The sequence below is a fragment of the Hungatella sp. L36 genome, assembly GCF_014288035.1.
Genome location: NZ_JACOPC010000002.1, coordinates 664177 through 689119, shown reverse-complemented (window position 1 = coordinate 689119; position 24943 = coordinate 664177). Strand labels below are relative to the sequence as shown.

The following is a 24943-nucleotide window of genomic DNA, read 5'->3' as shown; positions in this document are numbered from 1 at the left end:
TTCCTCAATACCTCACGCAAAAGTCAGCGGATCTTCCGCGTACATCTTTCACTTGAACTTTTTGCATTTTACTCTTATAATAACTAGAAGGGAAAGGAGGCGCTCTCTTGGCACAACAGAAGGTAAGGCCCCGAAAGAAGGAGGCGGCCCCGAAAAAAAAGAATAAGAAGATCATTAAATACCGGAAGCCGCTTCATATTAATGTCGGAATGATCATCTTCGCATTGATTTTTGTTTATATGGTGTTCAGCGTCTATACCTACATACGGAGGGACAAGGTCCAGTTCTATGAAGTACAGGAAGGAAGCATCGTGAATAATACCGATTATACCGGTATTATTTTGAGAGAGGAAGAGGTGAAGACCGCCGACCGCTCCGGATACATCAACTATTATATCCGGGAGGGAAAGAGGGCGTCGGTGGGAACTCGGATCTATTCCATTGATGAAACAGGAAATATCGCATCATTCCTGGAAGAAAATACAGAAGAAAATGTCACACTGACAGCGGAGAATCTGGCTGATTTAAAGAAACAGCTGACAGTATTCAGCCTTACGTACGACGACAACCGTTTTAACTCGGTTTACGATACGAAGTATACGCTGGAAGCGGACGTGATGGAATACATGAATTTTAATGCGCTCGATAACGCGGGAAGCCTCCTTGACGAGGCGGGATTTAATTTTCAGCAGGTGCGGGCCGATGAGGCCGGTGTCGTGTCCTACGGAGTGGACTCTTATGAGAGTCTGAACGCTTCAGGAATTTCGGAAGCGGTATTCGACCGCAGCAAGTATACGAAGACGATTACAAAAGCAGGGAATCTGATTGAAAAGGGAATTCCTGTCTATAAGATGATCACGTCGGATCAGTGGTCCGTGGTATTTCCGCTGAGTGACGATGATGTGAAGGCTTATGGGGATAAGACAAGCTTGACGGTCACATTTTCCGGTCATGACTTAAAAGCCACAGGCAGCTTTTCCATGCTTACCGGAACGGACGGAAAGCCATACGGCAAACTGGATTTTGATAAATACATGGTCCAGTTCGCTTCAGACCGTTACGCGGACTTTGAGATTATTTCTGATAAGGTGGACGGGCTTAAGATTCCGGCCAGCGCCGTGACGACGAAGGACTTCTATCTCGTTCCCATGGAGTACTTAACCCAGGGCGGCGACAGCTCCGAAAGCGGATTTAATAAAGAGGTCTATTCGGAATCCGGAAGCTCTGTGGTATTTGTTCCGGCGACGATCTATTATTCCGAGGAGGACAACTATTATATTGAGATGGGCGGAGAGAACGGCTTTAACGCAGGCGATTACATCGTGAAGCCGGATTCCACAGACCGCTACCAGATAGGGGCGAGCGCGTCCTTACAGGGTGTGTACAATATCAATAAGGGCTATGCTGTGTTTAAGCAGATCGATGTGCTGGCGTCCAACGATGAATACTATACAATTAAGAAGAATATGACGTACGGTCTGGCTGTATACGACCACATCGTGCTGGATGCGTCGACAGTCAGTGAAGGTGAATTAATCTATCAGTAAAGAGGTGTTACAATATGGTAAAAGAAAATCTGGAAGAGGTAGAAAGACGGATTTCAGAGGCCTGCAGACGGGCGGGAAGAAGCCGTGAGGAAGTGACGCTGGTAGCGGTCAGCAAGACGAAACCGGTTTCCATGATTGAAGAAGCGTACGGGACCGGAATCCGCGATTTTGGAGAAAACAAGGTTCAGGAGCTGTGTGAAAAGCACGAGGTGCTGGAATCAGATATCCGCTGGCATATGATTGGCCATTTACAGAGAAACAAGGTACGCCAGGTGGTGGACAAGACCGTCCTGATTCACAGTGTGGATTCGGTCAGGCTGGCGGCCCAGATCGACGAGGAAGCAGCAAAAAAGGGCATTACCGCAGACATTCTGCTGGAAGTGAATGTGGCGGCGGAGGAGAGCAAATACGGCTTCCGCCTGGAGGAAACGGAGCAGGCGCTGAGAGAAATTGCGGCATTTTCCCATGTGCATATTCAGGGATTGATGACAATTGCGCCTTTTGTAGATAATTCCGAAGAAAATCGGCCAATTTTTAAAAAATTATATCAATTTTATGTTGACATGCGCGGGAAAAACATTGATAATGTTACTATGAGTATGCTCTCAATGGGTATGACCGGAGACTATGAAGTAGCGATAGAGGAAGGAGCAACTCTGGTAAGAGTCGGTACCGGCATTTTTGGTACAAGATATAAGATTGGAGAGAATGAAGGATGAGCATAATTAGCAAATTGCTGGAGAGTGTGCATTTAAACGGTGACGATGAAGAGGATGACTACTACTTAGATGACGATTACGAAGATGAAGATGACAGACCTGCCAGAAAAGGACTCTTTGCCAAAAAAGATGAAGATGACTATTACGATGACGATGAAGAGTACGATCAGAAGCCGCGCTTTCTATCACGTTCTCCAAAGGTAGTACCGATGAAACAGCGCTCCATGATGGAAGTTTCCATGGTGAAGCCGACGTCCATCGAGGATGCCAAAGAGATTTGTGATTATATGCTGGCTGGAAAAGCAGTTGTGCTGAATATGGAAGGAATCCATACGGAAGTGGCACAGCGAATTATCGATTTTACATCGGGTGCGACATACTCTATGAACGGCAATCTGCAGAAGATCTCGAATTACATATTTATAGCAACTCCGGAATCCGTAGAGCTTTCCGGTGATTTTCAGGACTTGCTGAATAATGGTACGCTGGATATGGGCGGAATGAATCTTCGTCTGTAGCCATGACGATAAAAGACAATCAGATTTTAGGTATAGTACAAGCAGACAATCTTCCAACCACCGGCCTGCCGGCGCCGCGGGATTTTTCGTGACGGGGACCGTCAGGAAGGAAGATTGTTTGCTTTCTATTTTACTTTGGAGGAACCGTAATATGGAGAAAAGAATTCCGGTACATATGGATGGAAGAAAAGTATACGATATTGTAATGGAACAATCCTTCGGTCAGCTGGAGGAAGAGCTGCGCGGGATGAATCTGGAGGAACGGAAGATCTGCGTCGTCACGGATTCCAACGTGGCCCCGCTCTACCTTGAGGAGGTGGAACGGATTGCCTCGGCCTGCTGCCGGAAGACAGAGCATTTTATATTCCCGGCAGGGGAGGAGAATAAGAACTTAAATACGGTAAAGGATCTCTATGAGACCCTGATCTTGAAGAAGTTTGACCGCCACGATTATCTGCTGGCCCTGGGCGGCGGCGTGGTAGGAGATTTATGCGGCTTTGCGGCCGCGACGTATTTGAGGGGGATCTCCTTTATTCAGGTTCCCACCACCCTTCTTTCGCAGGTGGATTCCAGCATCGGAGGGAAGACCGGAGTTGATTTTGACGCCTACAAGAACATGGTCGGCGCTTTTCATATGCCGAAGCTGGTCTATACGAATATTTCCACGCTGAAGACCCTTACGGATGAGCAGTTTTCTTCCGGTATGGGAGAGATCATCAAGCATGGCCTGATTAAGGATGCGGCATACTATGAGTGGCTGGGAGAGCATGGGGAGGAGATCGGCCGGAGGGATCTGTCCGTCTGTGAGGAGATGGTCCAGGTCAGCAACCGGATTAAACGCGATGTCGTGGAAATGGATCCGACGGAGCAGGGAGAACGGGCGCTGCTTAATTACGGCCATACGCTGGGCCATGCAATCGAGAAGCTGGCTGATTTTAAGCTGATGCACGGCCACTGTGTGGGACTGGGATGTATCGCGGCCATGGGAATCTCTGCTGCCAGAGGTACGATGGCGGAGGAGAAACTGCTGCGGTTAAAAGAGATGATGGGGCGTTTCGGCATGCCTCTCACGGTCAGCGGACTTTCTGCAGATGAGATCATTGAAACGACGAAGAGTGATAAAAAGATGGATTCCGGGACGATACGCTTTATTCTGCTGGAAGAGGTAGGAAAAGCTTATATTGACAAGACCGTAACGGATGATGAAATGAATGCGGGACTTTCACGCATTTTGGCATAAGGAGACATACATGAAACAGAAAGCAAAACTTGTTACAGGACTTATCATAGGATTTCTGGCGGCAATCGGTCTGGACCAGTGGACGAAGCTGCTGGCGGTCAATCATCTGATGGACCGGCCGGCCTACGTCATATGGGATGGGGTGTTCGAATTCCTGTATTCGGAAAACCGCGGCGCGGCCTTCGGGATGCTCCAGGGAAAACAGTGGTTTTTCCTGATTATCGCTGTGATTGTGGTGGCCGCGGCTGTGTACTCCATAAGCCGTATGCCGGCTACGAAGAAGTATCTGCCGCTGCATTTGATCGCCATGTTTCTCTCTGCCGGCGCAGTTGGCAATATGATCGACCGGTTTACGAGGGGCTATGTGGTGGACTTTTTGTATTTCAAGCTGATTGATTTCCCCATCTTCAACGTGGCGGACTGCTATGTGACGGTGTCCATGTTTATCTTTATCCTGCTGTTCCTGTTTCTGTATAAAGAAGAGGATTTGAATTGCCTGTCAGGCCGGAAGGAAAGGGAAGCGGATTGAAACAGCAGTTTACGGTAGGAGAGGACGAGAAAGCCATACGGATCGATAAATACTTATCGGAGCAATGCCCCGATATCTCCAGGTCCTATCTTCAGAAGCTGCTGAAGACAGAGGCAGTTTTTGTGGGCGGAAAGCCGGTTAAGAGCAGCTATAAGACGGCGGCCGGAGACTTGATTGAGCTGGAGATTCCTGAGGCGGTAGAGCCCGAAATCGTTCCGGAGGAGATGGAACTGGATATCCTGTATGAGGACTCCGATATTATTTTAATTAATAAACCGAAGGGGATGGTGGTGCATCCCGCCGCAGGGCATTACAGCGGTACGCTGGTAAACGGGCTGATGGCCCACTGCCGGGCGGATTTATCCGGTATCAACGGCGTGATGAGACCGGGTATCGTTCACCGTATCGACATGGACACGACCGGTGTTCTCATCGTCTGCAAGAACGATATGGCGCACAACTCCATTGCGGAGCAGCTGAAGGTGCACTCCATTACGAGGAAATACTACGCCATTGCCCATGGCGTGATGGGGGACGACGAGGGGACCATAAGCGGGCCCATCGGCCGCCATCCGGTGGACCGAAAAAAGATGTGCATCAATGAGAAGAATGGCCGCGAAGCCGTGACCCATTACCGGGTATTGGAACGCTTCCGCCAGTTTACGTATGTGGAGTGCCGGCTGGAGACGGGACGTACCCATCAGATTCGCGTTCACATGGCGAGTATCGGCCACCCGCTTCTGGGTGACGCGGTATACGGTCCGGCCAAGTGTCCCTATAAGCTTACGGGACAGACACTGCACGCAGGCGTGCTGGGAATCGTGCATCCGAGAACCGGGGAATATATGGAATTTACGGCCCCGCTGCCGGAGTATTTTGAAGAATTATTAAGAAAATTACGTACCACCTAGAACTCTTTCTGGGTGGTATTTTTAAAGAAACTGTTAAGAATCAATAAATATATAGATTTTTCTGAAACTTTGATGTATAATAGGCATATAAGATAACTGGAAGGAGCGGTCTATATGAGCGGAAATTTAGTAATTACAATAGGAAGACAATGCGGTAGTTCCGGTAAGATCATCGGACAGAAGTTAGCCGAGGAGATGGGCGTGAAGTGCTACGACAAGGAATTGCTGGCACTGGCAGCCAAGAACAGCGGTTTATGCGAGGAATTATTTGAGACTCATGACGAAAAGCCGACCAACAGCTTTCTGTATTCCCTGGTAATGGATACCTATTCCATGGGATATACGACGTCCGGCTATATGGATATGCCGATTAATCATAAGATATTTCTTGCACAGTTTGATACCATCAAACAGCTGGCAGAACAGGAGTCCTGTGTGATCGTCGGAAGATGCGCCGATTATGCGCTGTCCGATTATCCGAAGGTAGTGTCCGTATTTATTACGGCCAGCGACGAGGACCGCATCGCTTCCCTGAAGAAGCTTTACAATGTGGATGATGCAAAGGCAAAAGACATCATGGTGAAGACCGATAAAAAGCGTGCAAGCTACTATAATTACTACTCCAGCAAGAAGTGGGGCGATACGAGAAGCTACGATCTCTGCATCAACCGGAGCGCGGTAGGCGTTGACGGCGCGGTGAAGATGATCCGTGCATTCGCGGAAACCAAGCAGGAGTGGCTGAATAAGAATACTTAAACCAACCGATGTGGGGCCCGGAAACGGGAGCATCAGGGAATTAAAGACCCGCCGCTCGCGGGAAGAACGGGGAACGGCCGCAGGATCAATCATTGATTCTGCGGCCGTTCTTCGTTCTTATTCCACGGTAACGGATTTTGCCAGGTTTCTCGGCTGGTCCACATCGAGATTCTTGCCGGTGGAGGCGTAGTAGGCGATCAGCTGGAGCACGACCGCGATAGGGAAGACGGTAAAACGGTCCCCGATCTTCGGAATGCGGATATGAATATCGGCGACTCCTCTATCTAAGACGGCGTCCTCCTTGGTGATGAGAATTACGAAGGCGCCGCGGGCCTTGACCTCGCGGATGTTGGAGATGGTCTTGGCGAAGACTTTTTCCTGTGTGGCGATAGCGATAACAGGTACCTCCTCTGTGATCAGAGCGATGGTACCGTGCTTCAGCTCGCCGGCCGCATAGGCTTCCGCGTGAATATAGGAGATTTCCTTCAGCTTCAGCGCGCCTTCCAGGGAAAAGGAGTAATCCAGTCCACGGCCGATGAAAAACGCATCGGGTTTGTTGATTAAATGTGTGACCAGAGCCTTGATGGAATCTTTCTGAGCGATCATGGCCTCCATGGCGGGAATGGCCTCCAACAGCTTCTTCATGAACTCGGTGGCCTGGGGGACGCTGTATTTGCCCCGCACAAGGGCCATACGGCAGCCAATCATATAGAGGGCGGCCAGCTGCACGGAGTAGGCTTTCGTGCTGGCTACAGCGATTTCAGGGCCTGCATGGGTATAGAGCGTGTAATCACTCTCCCTTGCGATGGTGGATCCCTTTACATTGACGACGGATAAGGCGGCCGCGCCGTAATTCTTCGCCAGCCGCATGGCGGCCAGCGTATCGATGGTCTCTCCGGACTGAGAGATGATGATGACGAGTGTGTCCTCGCCGATCAGGGGCTCCTCGTAACGGAATTCCGACGCTACCGACACTGTGACCGGGATTCGAAGGAGGGGCTCCATCATGCTCCTGGCTGCCATCCCGGCGTGCATGGCAGTGCCGCAGGCCACGATGTGGATCTGGGAGCAGGAAGTGAACACATCATCCGGGATCTGATCGTCGGTAAAATCGGGCAGCCCCTTGCTCAGACGGGGGAGTATGGTGTTTCTCAGCGCCTCCGGCTGTTCGTGGATTTCTTTCAGCATGAAATGGGGGAAGCCGTTTTTCATGGCGGCATCCATGTTCCAGTTTACTTCCATCAGTTCCGGCATCTCTTCATGGCGCTGCAGGTTGTAGAGGTGGACCTTATAGGAGGTCAGACGCACGATATGGTCTTCGGGGACGACAAAATACTGTCTCGTATAAGGGATGAGCGCCGTTAAGTCCGAGGCCACGAAGGAGCCTGAACGCGTGTAAGCCGCTACGAGGGGGCTTACATTCCGGATGGCATAAATCTCTCCCGGGTAGTCTTCGAACATGATACAGAAGCTGTAAGAGCCCTTAATCAGGGCTACAAGCCTGGTGATGGCCTCCAGCGGGTCACCCTGGTAGAGGCTGTCGAGCACCCAGGCGGCCACCTCGCTGTCCGTCTCGGAATGAAGCTTAGCTTCCAAGTGAAACTGTTCGGTCAGCTGATGGTAATTCTCGATGATCCCGTTGTGGACCAGAGTGACTTTTCCGGCCTGATGGGGATGGGTGTTCTGTGTTGTCACACCGCCGTGGGTCGCCCATCTCGTATGGCCTAAGCCGCAGTGGGAGACGTCTGTGATCCGTTCCATCGTCTCCTTTAAGTTTGCCACCTTGCCGGTCCGGCGGACCAGGCAGATGTGGGAGTTCTCCATGCAAAGCGCGGCTCCGGCGCTGTCATACCCGCGGTATTCCAGCTGGGAAAGTCCGTTTAAAAGTATTTTTTTAGAGTCCAGGGGTCCTGTATAACCAATAATTCCACACATAGTTGTTAATCTCCTCTCAGTTTTTCTGATAAAAGGCCGCACAAAAAAGAGACTGTCTGTTTCTCGTCTTTGAGAACGGCAGCTTTTTCAGCTTCGGTTTTAATTTTTGTCTGTCAGTCTGTCATTTTAGTCTGTTATGCTGTTTAGTCGCATCAGTCCGGTTCCTGCGCGTTTGTTTTGCGGTTACCCGCATATTTCGTTCAGGATACACGCCCGGATGGCATGGAAGAGCATCCGCCGAATTCTTCGATAAACTCTTCTCCTCGTTAACCTTCAGTACCGGTCTTCACCGTTCACGCTCGTACTTACAGGTGCATGGCGCTTAGCTTTGCTATTGAAATTTATGCCTCCTCATAAATTTAGTCTATTATATCCCGAACAACTTTGTGCGTCAATAGAAGGTTTACAACCATTTTACGAAAACTTTCTTTTTCATTTTACATTGCCCTTATAAAATTAGAGCATACCGGAAAGAAAAGGAAGGAACTGTTATGGCGAGTTTATCGTTAGTAAATGTGTGCAAAACCTATAAGAACGGTTTTGAGGCGGTGAAGGATGTGAACCTCGATATCAGGGATAAGGAGTTCCTGATTCTGGTGGGACCGTCGGGGTGCGGGAAGTCGACGACGCTCCGTATGATCGCCGGGCTGGAGGAGATTTCCTCCGGTCAGCTCTGGATTGACGGTCAGCTGGTCAACATGCTGGAACCAAAAAACAGAGATTTATCCATGGTGTTTCAGAACTACGCGCTGTACCCTCATATGACGGTGTATCAGAATATGGCCTTTGGGCTGAAGGTGCGGAAGACACCGAAGGAGGAGATCGACAGACGGGTGAGGCAGGCCGCAAAAATTCTGGATATCGCCCATCTGCTGGACAGAAAACCACACGCGCTGTCGGGAGGCCAGAAGCAGAGAGTGGCGATTGGCAGCGTGATTGTAAGGGAGCCGAAGGCGTACCTCATGGATGAACCTCTCTCTAACTTAGACGCGAAGCTGCGGTCGCAGATGAGGGTGGAGCTTTCGAAGCTGCACCGGGAACTGGGCGCTACCGTGATCTATGTGACTCACGATCAGGTAGAGGCCATGACGCTGGGGACGAGGATTGTCGTTATGAGGAGTGGTAAGATTCAGCAGGCCGCTGCCCCCGGGGATTTATATCAGAATCCCGTGAATAAATTCGTGGCTGGTTTTATCGGTTCTCCGGCGATGAATTTTCTGCCGGCGTGGGTGGAACGGCGCGATGAGAGAGTCTGCCTGGAATTTGGCAGCAGCAGACTGTATGTAAACCGTATGTGCGCCTCCCGGCTGATCGAAGGCGGATACCTGGGAAGACGGGTGTATCTGGGGATCAGGCCGGAAGACTTTCATGAGACGGGACCCGGGGAAAATGCGCTTCCGCTGGAAGTGGAAATCAAGGAAATGCTGGGTGCCGAACAGCTTCTCTATGGAAACAGCGGACGAAATGAGCTCTGCGTCCGTACGAAACCGGATTTCAAAGCGGAACCGGGAAGCACGGTGACGGTCTTTGTCGACATGGACCGCATCAAGCTGTTTGACATGGAGACGGAAGAAAATATTTCATTTCATAGGGGAGTTCGTCCTATGTAATGAAAGCCCTACGGGGTATGCGCACTACGCGCTGAGGAAATATGGCCGCTAAAGCGACCGCGCTCCGGCGCGCGAGTCCGGCAAAACGGACTCTTTATTCTATCTGTAAGGAGTGAGTATTCCAATGAAAGTGAAAGCAATGGTAAAAAAGGCCGGCCCATACGCCTATCTCGTCCCGGCCCTGGCGGTTTTCGCGGTTTTCCTGTTCTATCCCTTTTTCAAGACCATCTATTTAAGCCTCTATAAAACGAACAAAATGGGGCAGGCCAGGCTCTTTGTGGGAGCCGGAAACTATAAGGACTTATTAACGTCCTCCTCATTTTTAAACAGCCTCGTGGTAACGGGTGTGTTCGTGGCGATTGTGGTCTCTGTAAGCATGCTGCTGGGACTCTTTACGGCCCTGCTGTGCAATAAGACATTTCCGGGAATCCGGGTCTTCAGCACAGCCTATGCGCTTCCTATGGCGATCGCCTCCAGTTCGGCAGCCATGATCTTCAAAATTATGCTTCACCCGTCGATCGGCATTGTAAACAAGCTGACGGGACTTAATATCAACTGGATCAGTGATCCGAAATATGCGCTTCTCTGTGTGGCTCTTGTGACCGCATGGCTGAACAGCGGGATCAATTTCCTGTATTTCAGTGCGGGACTCAGCAATATCGATGAATCGATCTACGAAAGGGCGTCCGTGGATGGCGCCGGCGCGTGGGCCAAATTCTTTCATCTGACACTGCCGGGACTCAGCCCTATTCTGTTTTATACGCTGGTGGTCAATATCATTCAGGCCTTTCAGTCCTTTGGCCAGGTCAAGGTCCTGACACAGGGCGGGCCGGGAGAATCCACCAACTTAATCGTATATTCGATCTACCGGGATGCGTTCTTTAACTACCGGTTCGGAGGCGCGGCGGCGCAGTCGGTTCTTTTGTTCGGCATCATTATGATTCTCACGCTGTGCATGTTCCGGCTGGAGAAGAAGGGGGTAAACTACTGATGGATTCTACCATAACTGCAGAGAGAAACAAAATGAGCGAGGCGGAGATCGCCAGACTCTACCAGGAGGCCAATCAGAAGGCCCTGATCAAAAGAAGAGTGGAACGGACCGCGCTGGTAGCTGTCAACGTCGTGGCGGCTTTTGTGATCCTGCTGCCGCTTTTCTACGCCGTGAGCATCGCTTTTATGCCCTCCAGTGAGCTTTTTACCACGGAACTTAATCTGTTTCCGTCGAGTCCTACCATGGATAATTTTAAGGAGGCCATGAGAAAAATTCCGCTGGGACGGTTTATTCTCAACTCGTTTATCGTGGCGGGCGCCATTACCTTCGGGCAGATCATATCCTGCTCTCTGGCGGCATTTTCCTTCTCTTTTTTAGACTTTAAAGGCAAAAATGTCCTGTTCATGATTGTCATGGCGACGATGATGATACCGGGCGAGGCCACCATCATATCCAATTACTTAACCGTCAGCCGTCTCAAATGGCTGGACAGCTATCAGGTGCTGATTATCCCGTACCTGACATCGGCCATGGGGATCTTCCTGTTTCGTCAGTTTTATATGACGTTTCCCATTTCACTGTATGAATCGGCGAAGATCGACGGATGCTCGAATATAAAATTCATTTTCCGAATTCTGATTCCGCTTACGAAGGCGGCGATCGGAGCTATGGCGGTCTATACCTTTATCAACGCCTGGAACATGTATATGTGGCCGCTGCTGGTTACCGGCTCTGATTCCATGCGGACCGTGCAGATCGGAATCGGAATGCTGGACAGTGTGGATTCCCAGTCCATATCCATGATGATTGCCGGCGTGGTGATGATCATTATACCGTCCATTTCGGTATTTTTGATCGGACAGAAACAATTGATCCATGGAATGTTTTCGGGCGCCGTCAAAGGCTAGTTCCGGCGGTATTAGCAGACCGGCGCCAAATGAGGCGCACGGCAATCCCGATGCAGATAAAATAAGAAAGAAAATTCTGGAGGAATAAGCATGAAGAGAAATGCAATTGCTGCCTGCATGGCCCTTATGGTGGCCGCAGGAAGCGTGACAGGCTGCAGCAGCCAGACAGGAACGAAAGAAAGTGATACGACGGCACAGGATACGTCTGCGGGAACAGAGGCGGTGAAGAGCAGCGCGGCAGAGAATAAGGCGGATGGTGTAACCATCACCTTCTGGCATTCCATGGGCGGCGTGAACGGTGAGGCGATCAATACTCTGGTGGAGCAGTTTAATAAGGAGAACACAGATAAAATCACCGTGGAAGCCCAGTATCAGGGCAGCTATGACGATGCGATCAACAAGCTTAAGAGCGCCCAGATCGGCAGTATGGGGGCCGACCTCGTTCAGATCTATGACATTGGCACCCGGTTCATGATCGATTCCGGCTGGGTGATCCCCATGCAGGATTTGATCGACGGGGAAGGATGGGACTTAAGCCAGGTAGAACCGAACATCGCGGCCTACTATACGGTGGATGACGTCCTTTACTCCATGCCGTTTAATTCCTCTACTCCAATTCTCTATTATAACAAGGACATGTTTGAGAAGGCGGGAATCACGGAGATACCGGACAGCCTGCCGAAGATTGCGGCTGTGGGAGACGGGCTTCTCGAAAAGGGAGGTGCCGGAGAGGTGATTTCCCTGGGAATTTACGGCTGGTTCTTTGAACAGTTTACTTCCAAACAGGGCGCGGACTATGCGGACAACGGCAACGGAAGAACCGCGGCGGCAACGGCAGTCGATTTTGACAAAAACGGCGCGGGCGTTAAGACGCTTACCGCATGGAAGGCTTTGGCAGACCAGGGGTATGCGCCTAATGTGGGACGCGGAGGAGATGCCGGACTGGCTGATTTCAGCGCAGGAAAGGCGGCTATGACGCTTGGATCTACCGCTTCGTTAAAACAGATCTTAAATGACGTAAACGGCAAATTTGAAGTGGGCACCGCTTATTTCCCGAAGGTGAGCGACGAGGACCAGGGCGGCGTGTCGATCGGCGGCGGTTCCCTTTGGGCGCTGAACAACGAAGATCCGGCGAGACAGAACGCGGTCTGGCAGTTCGTGAAATTCCTCGTTTCTCCGGCCAGCCAGGCTTACTGGAATTCCCAGACCGGTTACTTCCCGGTAACCGTGGCTGCACATGAGGAGACGGTATTCCAGGAGAATATTGCGAAGTATCCCCAGTTTGAGACGGCGATCGACCAGCTTCATGATTCCACACCGCAGTCAGCGGGGGCGCTCTTAAGCATTTTCCCAGAGGCGAGACAGATCGTGGAGACAGAAATTGAAAATATGTTAAACAACGGCACTTCCCCGGAAGATACGGTGGCGAAGATGGCCGATAGCATCAATAAATCCATTGAGGATTACAATCTCTTGAACGAGTAAAGAAAAGGAGTACGGGACGATGAAAACGAAGGTTTGGGCACACAGAGGGGCGTCGGCCTATGCGCCGGAAAATACGCTGGAGGCATTTGAACTGGCGGTCAGCCAGGGCGCGGATGGAGTGGAGCTGGATATCCAGATGACGAAGGACGGCTCTCTGGCCGTAATACATGACGAGACCATCGACCGGGTCTGCGACGGCAGCGGCTGTGTGGCAGATTTTACGATGAAGGAGTTAAAGAAGTTCCGATGCAGCAGGCTGCACCCGGAGTTTGCGGATGCGAGGATTCCGGAGCTGGGAGAGGTGCTTTCCCTTATCAAACCTTCGAAGCTGACCGTAAATATCGAACTGAAGACGGGGATCGTCCGTTATAAGGGGATCGAAGAGGCGGCCGTTAAGCTGGTAAAGGAGATGGGAATGGAGGACCGGGTGATCTATTCGTCCTTCCACCATCCCAGCCTCTTAAAGGTGAAACGGTTGGACCCGGATGCCAAAACGGGACTCCTGTATTCGGATGGCTGGATCCATGTGGCTTCCTACGGGAAGAAGCTGGGAGTGGATGCGCTCCATCCGGCACTCTACCACCTGCGTTCCGGGAAGCTTCTCAAGGAGGCGAAGGAGAAGAAACTGCCGCTCCACGTGTGGACTGTGAACGAGGAAGGGGCCATGAGGATCCTTGCGGAGCAGAAGATCGCCGCCCTGATCACCAACTACCCGGATGTGGCGCTGCGTGTGGTGCGCGAGATGAGCCGATACTGAATCTTAATAAACAATTAATTCTTTTTCTCTGTTTTTTGACGGGACAATATGGTATATTCTTACTTTAGAAACGATAACAGGAAGATGAAAACCGATGAAACGAAACAGAACCGTCAGAAACCAGACTATATCCGCCATTTTTATGGCTCTTGTGGGAACCGCGATTCATGCGGGGGCCCAGTCTTATCTTTCATCCTATGATATACCAGAAAATAAACCGGCGCGGCCTGTGGTCTCTATACCGCCTGTCGTGCCGGAGGAAACAAAGCCGGTGGAAACTATGCCGGAGACGGAGGCGGAAGAAGTATTTTCGCCTTCTCTTGCTGCGCTGAATCTGGCTTATCTCTATCCGGAGGGCGCAGACCGCACGGATGCGCAGAACAGTCTGGCAGGGCAGATCCTCCGTGAATTATCTGTAAAAGACTCGGAATGGCTGGCCTCCATCTATGATTTATCCAACCGGAAGCCGGCAGAAGCCGCTGCAAAGCTGGGACTTCCCGCGGACCGTGTGCGGGGACTCTACAATCCGCTTGATGAATCGCAGACAGAAGACAATCCTGACAGCTGGCTGCTCTCCGAGTGGTCGCGCATCGACATGGTCTTTACTGATGAAAATGGAAACAGAATTATGGCTGATTCCAATATCAAGGAAATCATGGCCATGGCAAATACATACTTTTATTACACGGACCCTGAGGACAGTGATGCCTTTCTGAATTACGTGCTGAATCTCTGGGACAAGTCTCACTCGATTCATTATTCCATCGGAGAGGTGTATTACTGCGACGGCTGTCTGGAGGAGGCGTCCGGTGATACGGAAGCCTCTGAGGCAGCAGGAACCGCCGGTTCGGGAGAGAACCCGGAGAATGCATCAGGAGACGGTTTGACGGGCTCTGAGGAGGCGCAGAGCGGAGCGGACGGGACTGCGGCTGCCTCCGCTTCAGATCATTCACAGGCGACGCCGGAAACAGCGGAGATTGGGGCGGGAGTGCCGTCTGCTTCAGAGGCAACGGCTTTGGGAGAAGACAACAGGACAGGGAGTGGAATGGCGGAAGGGGCAGCAGAAGCCGTGGAACAGGAGACCAAAGCGGAGATCGGCCCTGGAATCGCACTGATGGAAGCATCTAAAGCCGCTGAGACAGAAACGGCAGAGGAAACGGATAAGGAAGAGGAAAGGGATAAGGAAGAAAAAACGCCTCTGACGAAGTGTCCGGGGCATGTGGACCTTCATATTACTGCGGCTGTTGCAGGCGCCTCTTCATCGGAAAAATCGCTGTTCTCCATAGCGGAGGAAGTGACAGCCGCCGAACAGGAAGCTGGTTTTCCCGGCTGGACCGAGGAACATAAAAACGCGGTACTAGAACTGGCCGCCCAGGACTGGAAGGCTGCCTATGGGCTGACGGTTTCGTCCACCTATATTTCGAATCCGCTTTCGCAGTCTGAGACGGAATACTACTTAAGCCTTCTTCCTGCGGACACCTCTCTGGAACGAAGGCGCCTGATCCGCTACGCCCTGTCTTCTGTGGGAAAAGTCCCGTACTACTGGGGCGGAAAGCCATCGGCGCCGGATTACGACGGGAATCATTTTGGCTCCCTGGCGGCTGCCGATGAGAAGGGCCGCACGATGAAGGGACTGGACTGCTCGGGATGGATCAGCTGGGTATACTGGTCGGCGCTGGGAAAGAGGCTTCCTGCAGAGAGCACCGACGGACTCGCCAACTGCGGCACCGCTGTGGCGAGAGCGGATTTAAAACCGGGAGATATTATTGTCCGGCTGGGCGACGAGGGGCATGTCGTCATGTTCCTGGCATGGGAATCAGAGGATCGGATGAAGGTGGTGCATGAGTCCAGCGGAAGCGTAAATAATGTGACAGTCAGCACCATGCAGGCCAGCTGGCCTTATTATAGAAAGCTGATTGACTGAGAAACGTAAGAGAAAAGCAAGAAACAGTAAGATTGTTTCTGGTAGAATAAGTAAGGTTTGCCAAAGTAAATCACAGGAAAGGACTGAATAACCTGTTATGGATTATGAGGATGAATTAGACCGTATGCGTGCACAGAAGAGGCGCAGCAGCGGTGCAAAAAGAAAGGTGGACAACTTAAGCGGCCGTGCATATCATGAGAAAGGTGACGGTAGAAACCCAAGAGTGGAATATGCGGGACGCCAGGATGTACACCAGAAGCTGCGGGAGGAACGGATCCGCAAGAAGAAAAAGAAGAAACGGATGCTGATGATCGAACTGGCCGTTTTGGCCATATTGGTGGTGAGCGCATTTTTGATTTTTGGGAAGGGAACGAATCAGAAGGGATACTGGACGATTGCAATATTCGGTGTGGATTCCCGCGATGGAAAACTGGAAAAAGGCGCCCTGTCCGACGTTGAGATGATCTGCAACATTGACAAGGCCACGGGGGAGATCAAGCTGGTGTCCGTATTCCGTGATACATATTTAAAGATTAACAGCGAAGGAACGTATCATAAGATCAATGAGGCCTATTTTAAGGGCGGCCATAAGCAGGCAGTAGAGGCGCTGAACGAAAACCTGGATTTAAAGATCGATGATTACGCCACATTTAACTGGAAGGCGGTGGCGGAGGCCATCAATATCCTGGGCGGCGTGGATATTGAGATTACAGATGCGGAATTTTCTTATATAAACGGTTTTATCACTGAGACGGTTAATTCCACTGGGATCGGCTCCTACCAGCTGAAGAGCGCGGGTATGAATCATCTGGACGGAGTGCAGGCGGTGGCGTATGCCAGACTGCGTCTGATGGATACCGATTTTAACAGAACGGAACGTCAGAGAAAGGTTGTGACCCTCGCGCTGGAAAAGGCAAAACAGGCCGATTTTGGTACGTTAAAGACACTGGTATCCACGGTATTCCCTCAGATTTCAACGAGCATTGGGATCGATGATTTATTTACGATTGCCAAGGGGATTACAAAGTACCATATAGGCGAGACAGCCGGTTTCCCATTTTCCAGGACAACCATGAGAATCGGGAAAATGGACTGCGTAATTGCGACGACACTGGAGAGCAACGTCATTCAGCTTCATCAGTTCCTGTATAATGTTGAAAATTACTCCCCGTCTTCCACGGTGAAATCCATCAGTGCGAGAATATCGGAGGAGAGCGGAATCAGCGAACCGGGAAAGAACGCTCCCACAGGCGGCGGCTCTACGAAAAAGAATTCGGGGGCAGCTTCTGCGCCCAAAGAGACGGCTCCGCCTGAGACGGAAAGAGTGACAGAGGTGAGCGTGGAAGAGACCATGGAAACCACGGAGGAGACCGAAGCCGAGACAACGGAGGAGGAGACCACCGCGGCTGAGACCAATGGTGACGGAAGCCTCATCGGTCCGGGCGCCGGCCTTGACGGTGCGGCGAAAGAATCGGAGGAGACGAAGGGAACGAAAGAGACGAAGGAAGAAACTAAGGCAGAGACGAAGGCCTCTGAGCCGGCTGCGTCTGAGACGACGAAGGCTCCGGAGACACCAGCCCCCTCAGCGCCTGGTGATAAAGGTCCGGCAGGAGGTTCTTCGGGTGGCCCGGGAGAAGTGGGACCTGGGGTCTGATGCAGTGACAGGAATAGTGAAAAATAGCGGTATGAAATAGAATCACAGCCGACAGGTTGACATAAAAATATTATGTTGACCTGTCGGCTGTTTTTTATGGAAATGAAAAAACGAAAACTTTAAGAAAACTTAAGTCTTTCTCTTCCTTTATCTTTAGATTCCGGGTGTACGATTAAGAAAAAGAAGAGAATGAAAATGGATTGGAGGGTATTATGAAGAAAATCATCTGTATTCTGAGCACAATGTTCGCGGCATTGCTGCTGATGGCCTGCAACGGCCTGTCGTTCAGCGGCAGCAGAATGGGGAATGGCAGCCAGCTTATTATGAGGTACAGCATATTTAATACCACGGATTCCCAGTACTTTGAGATGGATCAGGGGGACGTGATCGACGCCGATATCGTGAGTGATTCGGGAAAGCTGTCGGTAACCGTTCAGAGTGAAGACGGGGAAACGGTATATGAAAACGAGGACGTCCCCACAGGCGCATTCCAGATCGAGATCAAGAAGAAGGGGATATATAAGATCAAAGTAACCGGAAAGAAAGCGAAGGGCAGCTTAAGCTTTATAAAGAGCACGGAGCAGGATACCCTGGAAGCCAATCTGGCAGCGCTGAGCAATTCTTATTATGAGGGGCAGTCTTCACGGGCTTATGAGATGGTGCAAAAATCCATCTTCAAAAAATTGCTGTTAAACGGATGGCTCGATGAGATAAGCGGCATGGAAAACGCCAGGTGGAATTACGATACCTTTACGAAATATACGGTTTTAGACCGTGATCCGGTTCCTGATGAGGAGCAGGGGGAGCTGTACTGCTGTACATTTTCCGCCGATAACGGCAGATATGGTTACATCGTGATATCGTACAGCGGCGACGGCCTGTCAAAAATTCGCGCGGTTGAAACTCCATACCTCTATGATTTCTTTTCTGAACGGGATCAGATTAAGAAGGAGCTGGAGACGTCCGGAGTGGATTTATCAACGGCCTCCGCGCAGAGAGCGGAAGCATTGGGAGAGGACGGCAGCGATCCGGCAGAAGGAATTTACTTTACCGACAGCAAAGGAAACCACTATTTTTACAGCTTTTCATAGTACATGTAAGTGGGAAATAGAAAACGAAGACTGTGCAGCAGGCTGATTTTAGACAAAAATATATGCCATTCTGGAATTTGGGGAGTGTCCATGAATGGCATGTAAAAGAAGAGCTGAATGTAGTATAACACAAAAAGTTACAAAAGTCATGCTAAAAATGCGTTAATTATCAAAAATGTAACCAAAACCGCTAATTATATAGCAAAAATATAACTGTATGGCAGGAATATGGAACGAAAAATTCATATTTCTGCCATTTACAATGTGCTTGACAAATGGATGGGACTGCGTTAAGATTAGTGTAATATATGATAGTAACAAAATAATAATATCTAAATGATAATAACTAAAAGAAAATAAGAGAGACGGAGAAAGGGGACGCCATGAGAAACAGAATCTACGATCTGGAAACTTTAAGAAAGGCCTATAACAGAGGCGATCATTTAAAATATCTATTTTTCTGGGGACACACGCCGCCTGCGGACGGACGCATCAACGAGTCGTGCTTCAGCCAGTGGTGGATGTGCCGGTTTGCGGTTGACGGTACGGAATATACGTGTGCGGAGCAGTTTATGATGGCGGAAAAGGCCAGGATGTTTGGTGACGGGGAGATGCTCTCCATGATTCTTAAGGCAAAGCATCCGAAGGAGATGAAAGCGTACGGGCGTGCCGTCAGGAATTTCGATAAGGATAAGTGGGACGGCGCCTGCTATGAGATCGTTAAGCGGGGGAATCTGGCGAAGTTTTCCCAGAATCCGGAGTTGTGGGATTATTTGAAGACCACGAAATCGCGAATCCTGGTGGAAGCGAGTCCGAGAGACCGGATCTGGGGCATCGGTATGGGAAAAAGTAATCCCGATGCGGAATGTCCTGTGAAGTGGCGGGGGACTAATTTCCTGGGCTTTGCCCTGACGGAGGTCCGTGACCTTCTCCTGGAAAGGGAAGAGGGGGAAAACGGATGAAGAAGAAGGAGCTGCGTGACCGGAACGGGCTGACAGAGGCTGAGTATCTGAGCAGTTACGAACCGGGCGATTACGTGCGGCCGTCTGTTGCGGCCGACATGGTTATCTTTACCGTCATGGAGACGGAGGAGGAGAATTACAGGAAGCTTCCGGAAAAGGAGCTGGAAGTGCTGCTGATTCAGAGAGGCGTCCACCCTTATCTGGGCTGCTGGGCGCTTCCCGGCGGCTTTGTGCGGCCTGATGAGACGACGGAGGCGGCGGCCAAGCGGGAGCTGAAGGAGGAGACAGGAGTTGACCACGTCTATCTGGAGCAGCTTTATACCTTCAGCGAGCCGGAGAGAGACCCGCGTACATGGGTTATGAGCTGTTCCTACATGGCGCTCATCGACTCTTCCAAGGTTCGGGTAAGTGCCGGGGACGATGCGGATCAGGCGGTCTGGTTCCGTACTTCCTTCCGCTTAATGGATGAACACATCGAGTACAGAAAGAACATGACCTACGACGGCATGAAGACGATACGCACAAAACGGTATGAACTGGAATTAAGCCATGAGGACGTGGTGCTGCGTTCCATGATAGAAAAAAAGATTGTAAAAACAGAACACGAAACAGTTACGGAATACAGAATTCTGGAAAATGACGGGCTGGCCTTCGACCATGCGAAGATCATTGCCTATGCGCTGGAACGGCTGAAGGGAAAGGTGGAGTATACGGATCTCGCCCTCCATATGATGCCGAAGGAGTTTACACTGACCCAGCTGCAGCAGGTGTATGAGGTCATCCTGGGGAAAACGCTGCTAAAGGCGGCGTTCAGGCGTAAGATTGCCCATCTGGTAGAGGAAACCGATTCCTTCACGGAGAATGAGGGCCACCGTCCCTCCAGACTGTTCCGCAGAAAATTGGAGGAAGAATAATGGACAGAAAAGCGACGGCGCGGGAAACGCTCCGGATCCTGGAACAGGGATATTATCTGTATGGAGACCAGAGGATTTCCATCGAAGAAGCACATGAAAAGTCAGTAAAGGAGAGCGTCCTGATCACCCCGGAGGAGGGGGCGCAGCTTTTGGAGGCGTATGAAGAAGGCGGCCGCACAGGAGATGAGCAGTGCGGATGCACCGTGGGAGACATCTCCACCGTGGAGGCAGCCTGGAAGTTATCTCTGGAGGGAAAGAAGAATATCGCCATCCTGAATTTTGCCAGCGCCAAGAATCCCGGCGGCGGTTTCATAAACGGAGCCATGGCCCAGGAGGAAAGCCTGGCTGCCTCCAGCGGGCTTTACAGGACGCTGACCGTCCACGAGGAGTATTACAGAAACAACCGGGCGTGCCAGTCCATGATGTATACGGACCACGCCATCTATTCTCCGGAGGTAGTATTCTTCCGGGACGGAGGCTTCCGGCTCCTGGAGAAACCGTTTACTTCGTCGGTCCTGACACTGCCAGCCGTCAATATGGGCCAGGTCCTGTTAAAGGGCGAAGACTGCGACACGGCGGAACGCGTAATGCGGCGCCGGATGAAGCTGGCTCTCGCTGTTTTTGCAGAGAGAGGGGCAAAGAATCTGGTTCTGGGAGCGTACGGATGCGGCGTATTCAGAAACGATCCGGTAAAAATCGCCGCATGGTGGGAGGAACTGCTGAGCGGAGAGTTTAAAGGCGTTTTTGAACAGATCGTATTTGCGGTTCTGGACAGAAGTAAAAATAAGGCATGTCTGAACGCATTTGCATATTATGGGGTTCTATGCTAAAATTGTTACAAATGGCCAAAATTATGAGCCTTTGGCAGACAGGTACGGCACCTGCAGGAGGGGTAAAGGAAGATGAACGAACAGATAACAGCCAGGGAATGTGTGAAAGCGCTTTGCTGCGCCTGGTTTGAACGACGCAGTATGGAGGAGACCATTGCTTTTTTTGCAGATGACGTCATGTTTATCGGTACCGGTGAGGAGGAAGCGGCCCACGGAAAGAAAGAGATGGCCGAGTATATCGCTCAGGACATCCAGGAGATACCGGAACCGTTCGCGGTGGGAGTTACGATCGTTCACGAGCAGCGGCTTGGAGAGGATCTCCGGAATTTCTCCATTGGGCTGACGCTTAAAAATACTCTATATTCCTGGCTCCTGCGCGGCTTCTTCATTCTGATGCGGGAGCACGGTGTGTGGCTGGTTAAGAGCCTTCATTTTGCAGAACCCAGCGACAAGCAGGGGGACGAGGAACACTATCCGCAGACGCTTGTCATGGAGAACATCGCAAAACAGCGTCAGAAGCTGCTGGACGATTCTCTGCCGGGCGGCATGATGGGCGGATACATAGAGGAAGGATTTCCATTTTACTTTATCAACCGGCGGATGCTGGATTATCTGGGCTATGAGAATGATGAGGCCTTTATTCGGGATATCGGCGGAATGATTACCAACTGCATGCATCCGGAGGACCGGGAGCGGGTGGACAGCGAGGTGGCCGGTCAGATAGCGGTCTCGGGGGAGTATGTGACCGAGTACCGGATGAAGAAGCGCGACGGCTCCTATATCTGGGTTCACGACCAGGGACGCGAGGTGACGGCGGAAGACGGCAGACCTGCGATCATGTCGGTCTGCGTCGATGTCACCGCTCAGAAACAGGCCAGGGAAGAGGTCCTGAATCTTTATAATAACATTCCAGGCGCCGTGTTCCGGTGCCGTTTTGACGCGGAGTTTTCTGTGATTGACGCCAATGACGGTCTGTTTGAATTCCTGGGCTATACCAGAGAGGAATTCGCGGCTATGGGGAATACCATGGCTTCCGTCATTTACCCCGATGACCTGGAGATTATGGCAGACCGGCTGAACCGGCAGCTGACCCATGGCAACACGATTCACAACGAGAACCGGCTGATCTGTAAGGACGGAACGGTGAAGTGGATCTCCATCAAGGCCCAGCTGCTGAAGGAAGAGGGAAGTGAACAGTATTTTTACTGCGTTTTCGTGGATATAACGGAGGAAAAGCTTCTGCAGGAACGTATGAGGGAGCTGTACGAGAAGGAACTGACCTATTTTGCGGAGATGTCTTCCTCGGACGGCAGCATCCAGGGACGCATGAACGTCACGCAAAACCGGGTGGAGAGCTATCTGTCCACCTCGGATATCATCCTGACCCATACGGGAACTTCCTACGATGAGACGATTGAGAGTCTGTCCTCCTGTGCCGTGGACGCTGCATATGGAGAGGAACTCCGCTGGGCGCTGCGGCGGGAGAAGCTGCTGGAAGACTATGCGGCCGGAAAGACGGATTATCATTACGAGTTCCTGTGCAGATATAACGGCGGAACCTTCTGGGGGAGCATGAACTTCAAGTCCTGCTTAAACCCGGAGACCGGCGATATTATCGTTTTCTTTTATGTCCTGGATATTACGGAGCAGAAGCTGACGGAGCGCCTGCTCAAGAGGATTGCGGAGCTGGATTATGACAGCATTACGGATGTCGATATCCGGCGGAATACGTACCAGCAGGTTTCTTTCAACAGTTCGGAGAAGAATCTGATTCCGTGGCAGGGAGAATTCCAGAAAGAGATTACCAAGATTGCGGAACAGTATATGGACAGCGCGGCGAAAAAGGAGTACTTAAGCCAGCTGGACAGCGAATATATGAAGGAGATGTTAAAGGATCAGAACACTTACTCCTTTGTGGCGGAGATGCGGGATGAGTACGGCAACGTGCGGGTCAAGCGGTTTAAAGTGTTCTATATCAGCAGAGAATTGGGGCGGATCTGTATCGTGCGCACCGATGTAACCGATATCGTGCGGGGCGAGCAGCGCCAGAAGGAGGAGCTGGCGGCTGCGCTGGCGGCCGCGGAGCAGGCGAACGCAGCCAAGAGCGATTTCCTCTCCAGGATGAGCCATGAGATCAGGACGCCCATGAACGCCATTATCGGCATGAGCACCATTGCGGCCAAATCCATCGGGGACGACGATCAGGTAGCCGACTGCATCTCCAAAATCGGCATTTCCTCCCGCTTCCTGCTGTCGCTGATCAATGATATTCTGGACATGAGCCGGATTGAAAGCGGAAAGATGCTGCTGAAGAACGATAAAATTCCCATGGAAGAATTCCTCTGCGGAATTAATTCCATCTGTTATCCGCAGGCGGCCTCGAAGGAGGTTGACTACGAGTGCATTGTGGACCCGGTTCTGGACGATTACTACATCGGCGACGCCATGAAGCTGCAGCAGGTTCTGATCAATATTTTGAATAATGCGATCAAATTTACCGGCGAGAGCGGGAAAGTCACCCTCTCGGCGTCTCAGCGGAGCAAGATGAAGAACGATGCCGTTCTGCGCTTTATTATCAACGATACAGGCATCGGTATGAGTGAGGAGTTCCTGCCCCATATTTTTGAGCCGTTTACCCAGGAGTCCATCGGCACTACCGCCTTATACGGAGGCACGGGCCTGGGGATGGCGATCTCCAAGAGCATTGTGGATATGATGGATGGCAAGATCACGGTGCGCTCCATCAAGGGAATCGGCACGGAGTTTACCGTGGATGTGAAACTGGGGATCACGGAGGAGGAGAAGCTGCGCCATAACCAGAAGAAGCAGAATTTTAATTTCTCCCACTTAAAGACGCTGGTCGTGGATGACGATGTGGCTGTCTGTGAGAGCGCCGTCGTGACGCTTCATGAGATGGGAATCAAGGCGGAATGGGTGGACAGCGGGCGCAAGGCCGTGGACAGAATCAGGGAATGCTGGGGCCGGGGCGCCTATTACGATATGGTCCTGATCGACTGGAAGATGCCGGAGATGGACGGAATCGAGACGGCGAGACAGATCAGGCAGATTGTGGGGCCTGATGTCACGATCATTATCATGACCGCCTACGACTGGAGTTCCATCGAGCACGAGGCGAAGCTGGCCGGGGTCAATCTACTGATGAGCAAGCCCATGTTCAAGTCTTCCCTGGTGTCCGCGTTTTCAAGGGCGCTGGGAGAGAAGGATGAGCAGGAACAGGTATCCGCAGGCTTTGATTTCGATTTTTCAGGGAAACGCGTGCTTCTGGTGGAAGACAATGCGATCAACACCGAGGTGGCGGCTCTGCTGCTCACGGATCAGGGCTTCGAGGTGGATACGGCGGAAAACGGACTGCGGGCGCTGGAGATATTCAGCAAAACGGAGCCTGGCTATTACGACGCCATACTCATGGATATCCGTATGCCGATCATGGACGGATTGTCGGCCACGGTCAATATCCGCCATTTGAGCAATCCGGATGCCAGGGATATTCCGATTATTGCCATGACGGCCAATGCCTTTGACGATGATATCGAAAAGAGCCGGGCGGCGGGGATGAATGCGCACCTGGCCAAGCCCATAGAGCCGGAACGGCTGTATCAGACACTGTATGATTTTATCTTTGGAAAGGAGGAGTGACACAG

General features: G+C 51.3%; 20 protein-coding genes. 19 read left to right on the top strand and 1 reads right to left on the bottom strand.

Translation table 11 applies throughout. The features are described from left to right. Nucleotides 1-107: 107 nt before the first annotated feature. From H8S80_RS08835 to H8S80_RS08805, 7 genes are all read left to right on the top strand, one after another. Nucleotides 108-1547: a biotin/lipoyl attachment domain-containing protein gene (locus tag H8S80_RS08835; RefSeq protein ID WP_002604021.1), complete on the top strand. Its 1440-nt coding sequence runs from the start codon at nucleotides 108-110 to the stop codon at nucleotides 1545-1547. 14 nt (nucleotides 1548-1561) lie between these two features. Beyond that, entirely contained in the window at nucleotides 1562-2266 is a 705-nt protein-coding gene (locus H8S80_RS08830) for a YggS family pyridoxal phosphate-dependent enzyme (RefSeq protein ID WP_002604022.1), read from the top strand. Then, entirely contained in the window at nucleotides 2263-2784 is a 522-nt protein-coding gene (locus tag H8S80_RS08825; RefSeq protein ID WP_002604023.1) for a cell division protein SepF, read from the top strand. The genes H8S80_RS08830 and H8S80_RS08825 overlap by 4 nt, the downstream gene beginning before the upstream one ends. Before the next feature lie 151 nt (nucleotides 2785-2935). Next, the gene (aroB, locus tag H8S80_RS08820) at nucleotides 2936-4024 is read left to right on the top strand and encodes a 3-dehydroquinate synthase (RefSeq protein WP_117631847.1); all 1089 of its coding nucleotides are present in this window, start codon (nucleotides 2936-2938) and stop codon (nucleotides 4022-4024) included. Nucleotides 4025-4034: 10 nt separating this feature from the next. Then, complete coding sequence (gene lspA, locus H8S80_RS08815) at nucleotides 4035-4553, top strand: signal peptidase II (protein WP_002604025.1); 519 nt, start codon at nucleotides 4035-4037, stop codon at nucleotides 4551-4553. Next, nucleotides 4550-5464, top strand: a complete 915-nt coding sequence (locus H8S80_RS08810) for an RluA family pseudouridine synthase (protein ID WP_029466326.1) — start codon at nucleotides 4550-4552, stop codon at nucleotides 5462-5464. The genes lspA and H8S80_RS08810 overlap by 4 nt, the downstream gene beginning before the upstream one ends. 114 nt (nucleotides 5465-5578) lie before the next feature. Next, a complete protein-coding gene (locus H8S80_RS08805) occupies nucleotides 5579-6220 on the top strand; it encodes a cytidylate kinase-like family protein (RefSeq protein WP_002604027.1) in 642 nt (213 codons plus the stop codon). 117 nt (nucleotides 6221-6337) lie between these two features. Here H8S80_RS08805 and glmS read toward each other — a convergent pair whose 3' ends face one another. Further along, the gene (glmS, locus tag H8S80_RS08800; protein WP_002604028.1) at nucleotides 6338-8155 is read right to left on the bottom strand and encodes a glutamine--fructose-6-phosphate transaminase (isomerizing); all 1818 of its coding nucleotides are present in this window, start codon (nucleotides 8153-8155) and stop codon (nucleotides 6338-6340) included. A gap of 491 nt (nucleotides 8156-8646) precedes the next feature. Between glmS and H8S80_RS08795 the strand changes: the two genes are divergently transcribed. The 12 genes from H8S80_RS08795 to H8S80_RS08740 all read left to right on the top strand — a co-directional run bounded on the left by H8S80_RS08795 (nucleotide 8647) and on the right by H8S80_RS08740 (nucleotide 24938). Beyond that, entirely contained in the window at nucleotides 8647-9765 is a 1119-nt protein-coding gene (locus H8S80_RS08795; protein WP_117631845.1) for an ABC transporter ATP-binding protein, read from the top strand. 124 nt (nucleotides 9766-9889) lie between these two features. Next, complete coding sequence (locus H8S80_RS08790; protein ID WP_002604030.1) at nucleotides 9890-10756, top strand: carbohydrate ABC transporter permease; 867 nt, start codon at nucleotides 9890-9892, stop codon at nucleotides 10754-10756. 32 nt (nucleotides 10757-10788) lie between these two features. Then, nucleotides 10789-11664, top strand: coding sequence for a carbohydrate ABC transporter permease (locus H8S80_RS08785; protein ID WP_373265045.1), 876 nt, complete (start codon nucleotides 10789-10791; stop codon nucleotides 11662-11664). 90 nt (nucleotides 11665-11754) lie between these two features. Beyond that, nucleotides 11755-13149, top strand: coding sequence for an ABC transporter substrate-binding protein (locus H8S80_RS08780; RefSeq protein WP_117631841.1), 1395 nt, complete (start codon nucleotides 11755-11757; stop codon nucleotides 13147-13149). Nucleotides 13150-13168: 19 nt separating this feature from the next. Next, the gene (locus H8S80_RS08775; protein WP_025530488.1) at nucleotides 13169-13906 is read left to right on the top strand and encodes a glycerophosphodiester phosphodiesterase; all 738 of its coding nucleotides are present in this window, start codon (nucleotides 13169-13171) and stop codon (nucleotides 13904-13906) included. 94 nt (nucleotides 13907-14000) lie between these two features. Then, the gene (locus H8S80_RS08770; RefSeq protein WP_117631839.1) at nucleotides 14001-15830 is read left to right on the top strand and encodes an NlpC/P60 family protein; all 1830 of its coding nucleotides are present in this window, start codon (nucleotides 14001-14003) and stop codon (nucleotides 15828-15830) included. A 124-nt stretch (nucleotides 15831-15954) separates the two neighbouring features. Beyond that, nucleotides 15955-17484 carry an LCP family glycopolymer transferase gene (locus H8S80_RS08765; RefSeq protein WP_347562423.1) on the top strand — a complete coding sequence of 510 codons (1530 nt, stop codon included), beginning with the start codon at nucleotides 15955-15957 and terminating at the stop codon, nucleotides 17482-17484. Between the two features lie 212 nt (nucleotides 17485-17696). Further along, entirely contained in the window at nucleotides 17697-18575 is an 879-nt protein-coding gene (locus H8S80_RS08760) for a hypothetical protein (protein ID WP_002604036.1), read from the top strand. A 383-nt stretch (nucleotides 18576-18958) separates the two neighbouring features. Continuing rightward, nucleotides 18959-19537: a riboflavin biosynthesis intermediates N-glycosidase gene (ybiA, locus tag H8S80_RS08755; protein WP_117631835.1), complete on the top strand. Its 579-nt coding sequence runs from the start codon at nucleotides 18959-18961 to the stop codon at nucleotides 19535-19537. Beyond that, nucleotides 19534-20451, top strand: coding sequence for an NUDIX hydrolase (locus H8S80_RS08750; RefSeq protein ID WP_117631833.1), 918 nt, complete (start codon nucleotides 19534-19536; stop codon nucleotides 20449-20451). The genes ybiA and H8S80_RS08750 overlap by 4 nt, the downstream gene beginning before the upstream one ends. Beyond that, complete coding sequence (locus H8S80_RS08745) at nucleotides 20451-21281, top strand: TIGR02452 family protein (protein WP_117631831.1); 831 nt, start codon at nucleotides 20451-20453, stop codon at nucleotides 21279-21281. Before H8S80_RS08750 ends, H8S80_RS08745 begins: the two co-directional genes overlap by 1 nt. Before the next feature lie 72 nt (nucleotides 21282-21353). Then, complete coding sequence (locus H8S80_RS08740) at nucleotides 21354-24938, top strand: response regulator (protein WP_029466319.1); 3585 nt, start codon at nucleotides 21354-21356, stop codon at nucleotides 24936-24938. The last annotated feature ends 5 nt before the right edge of the window (nucleotides 24939-24943 follow it).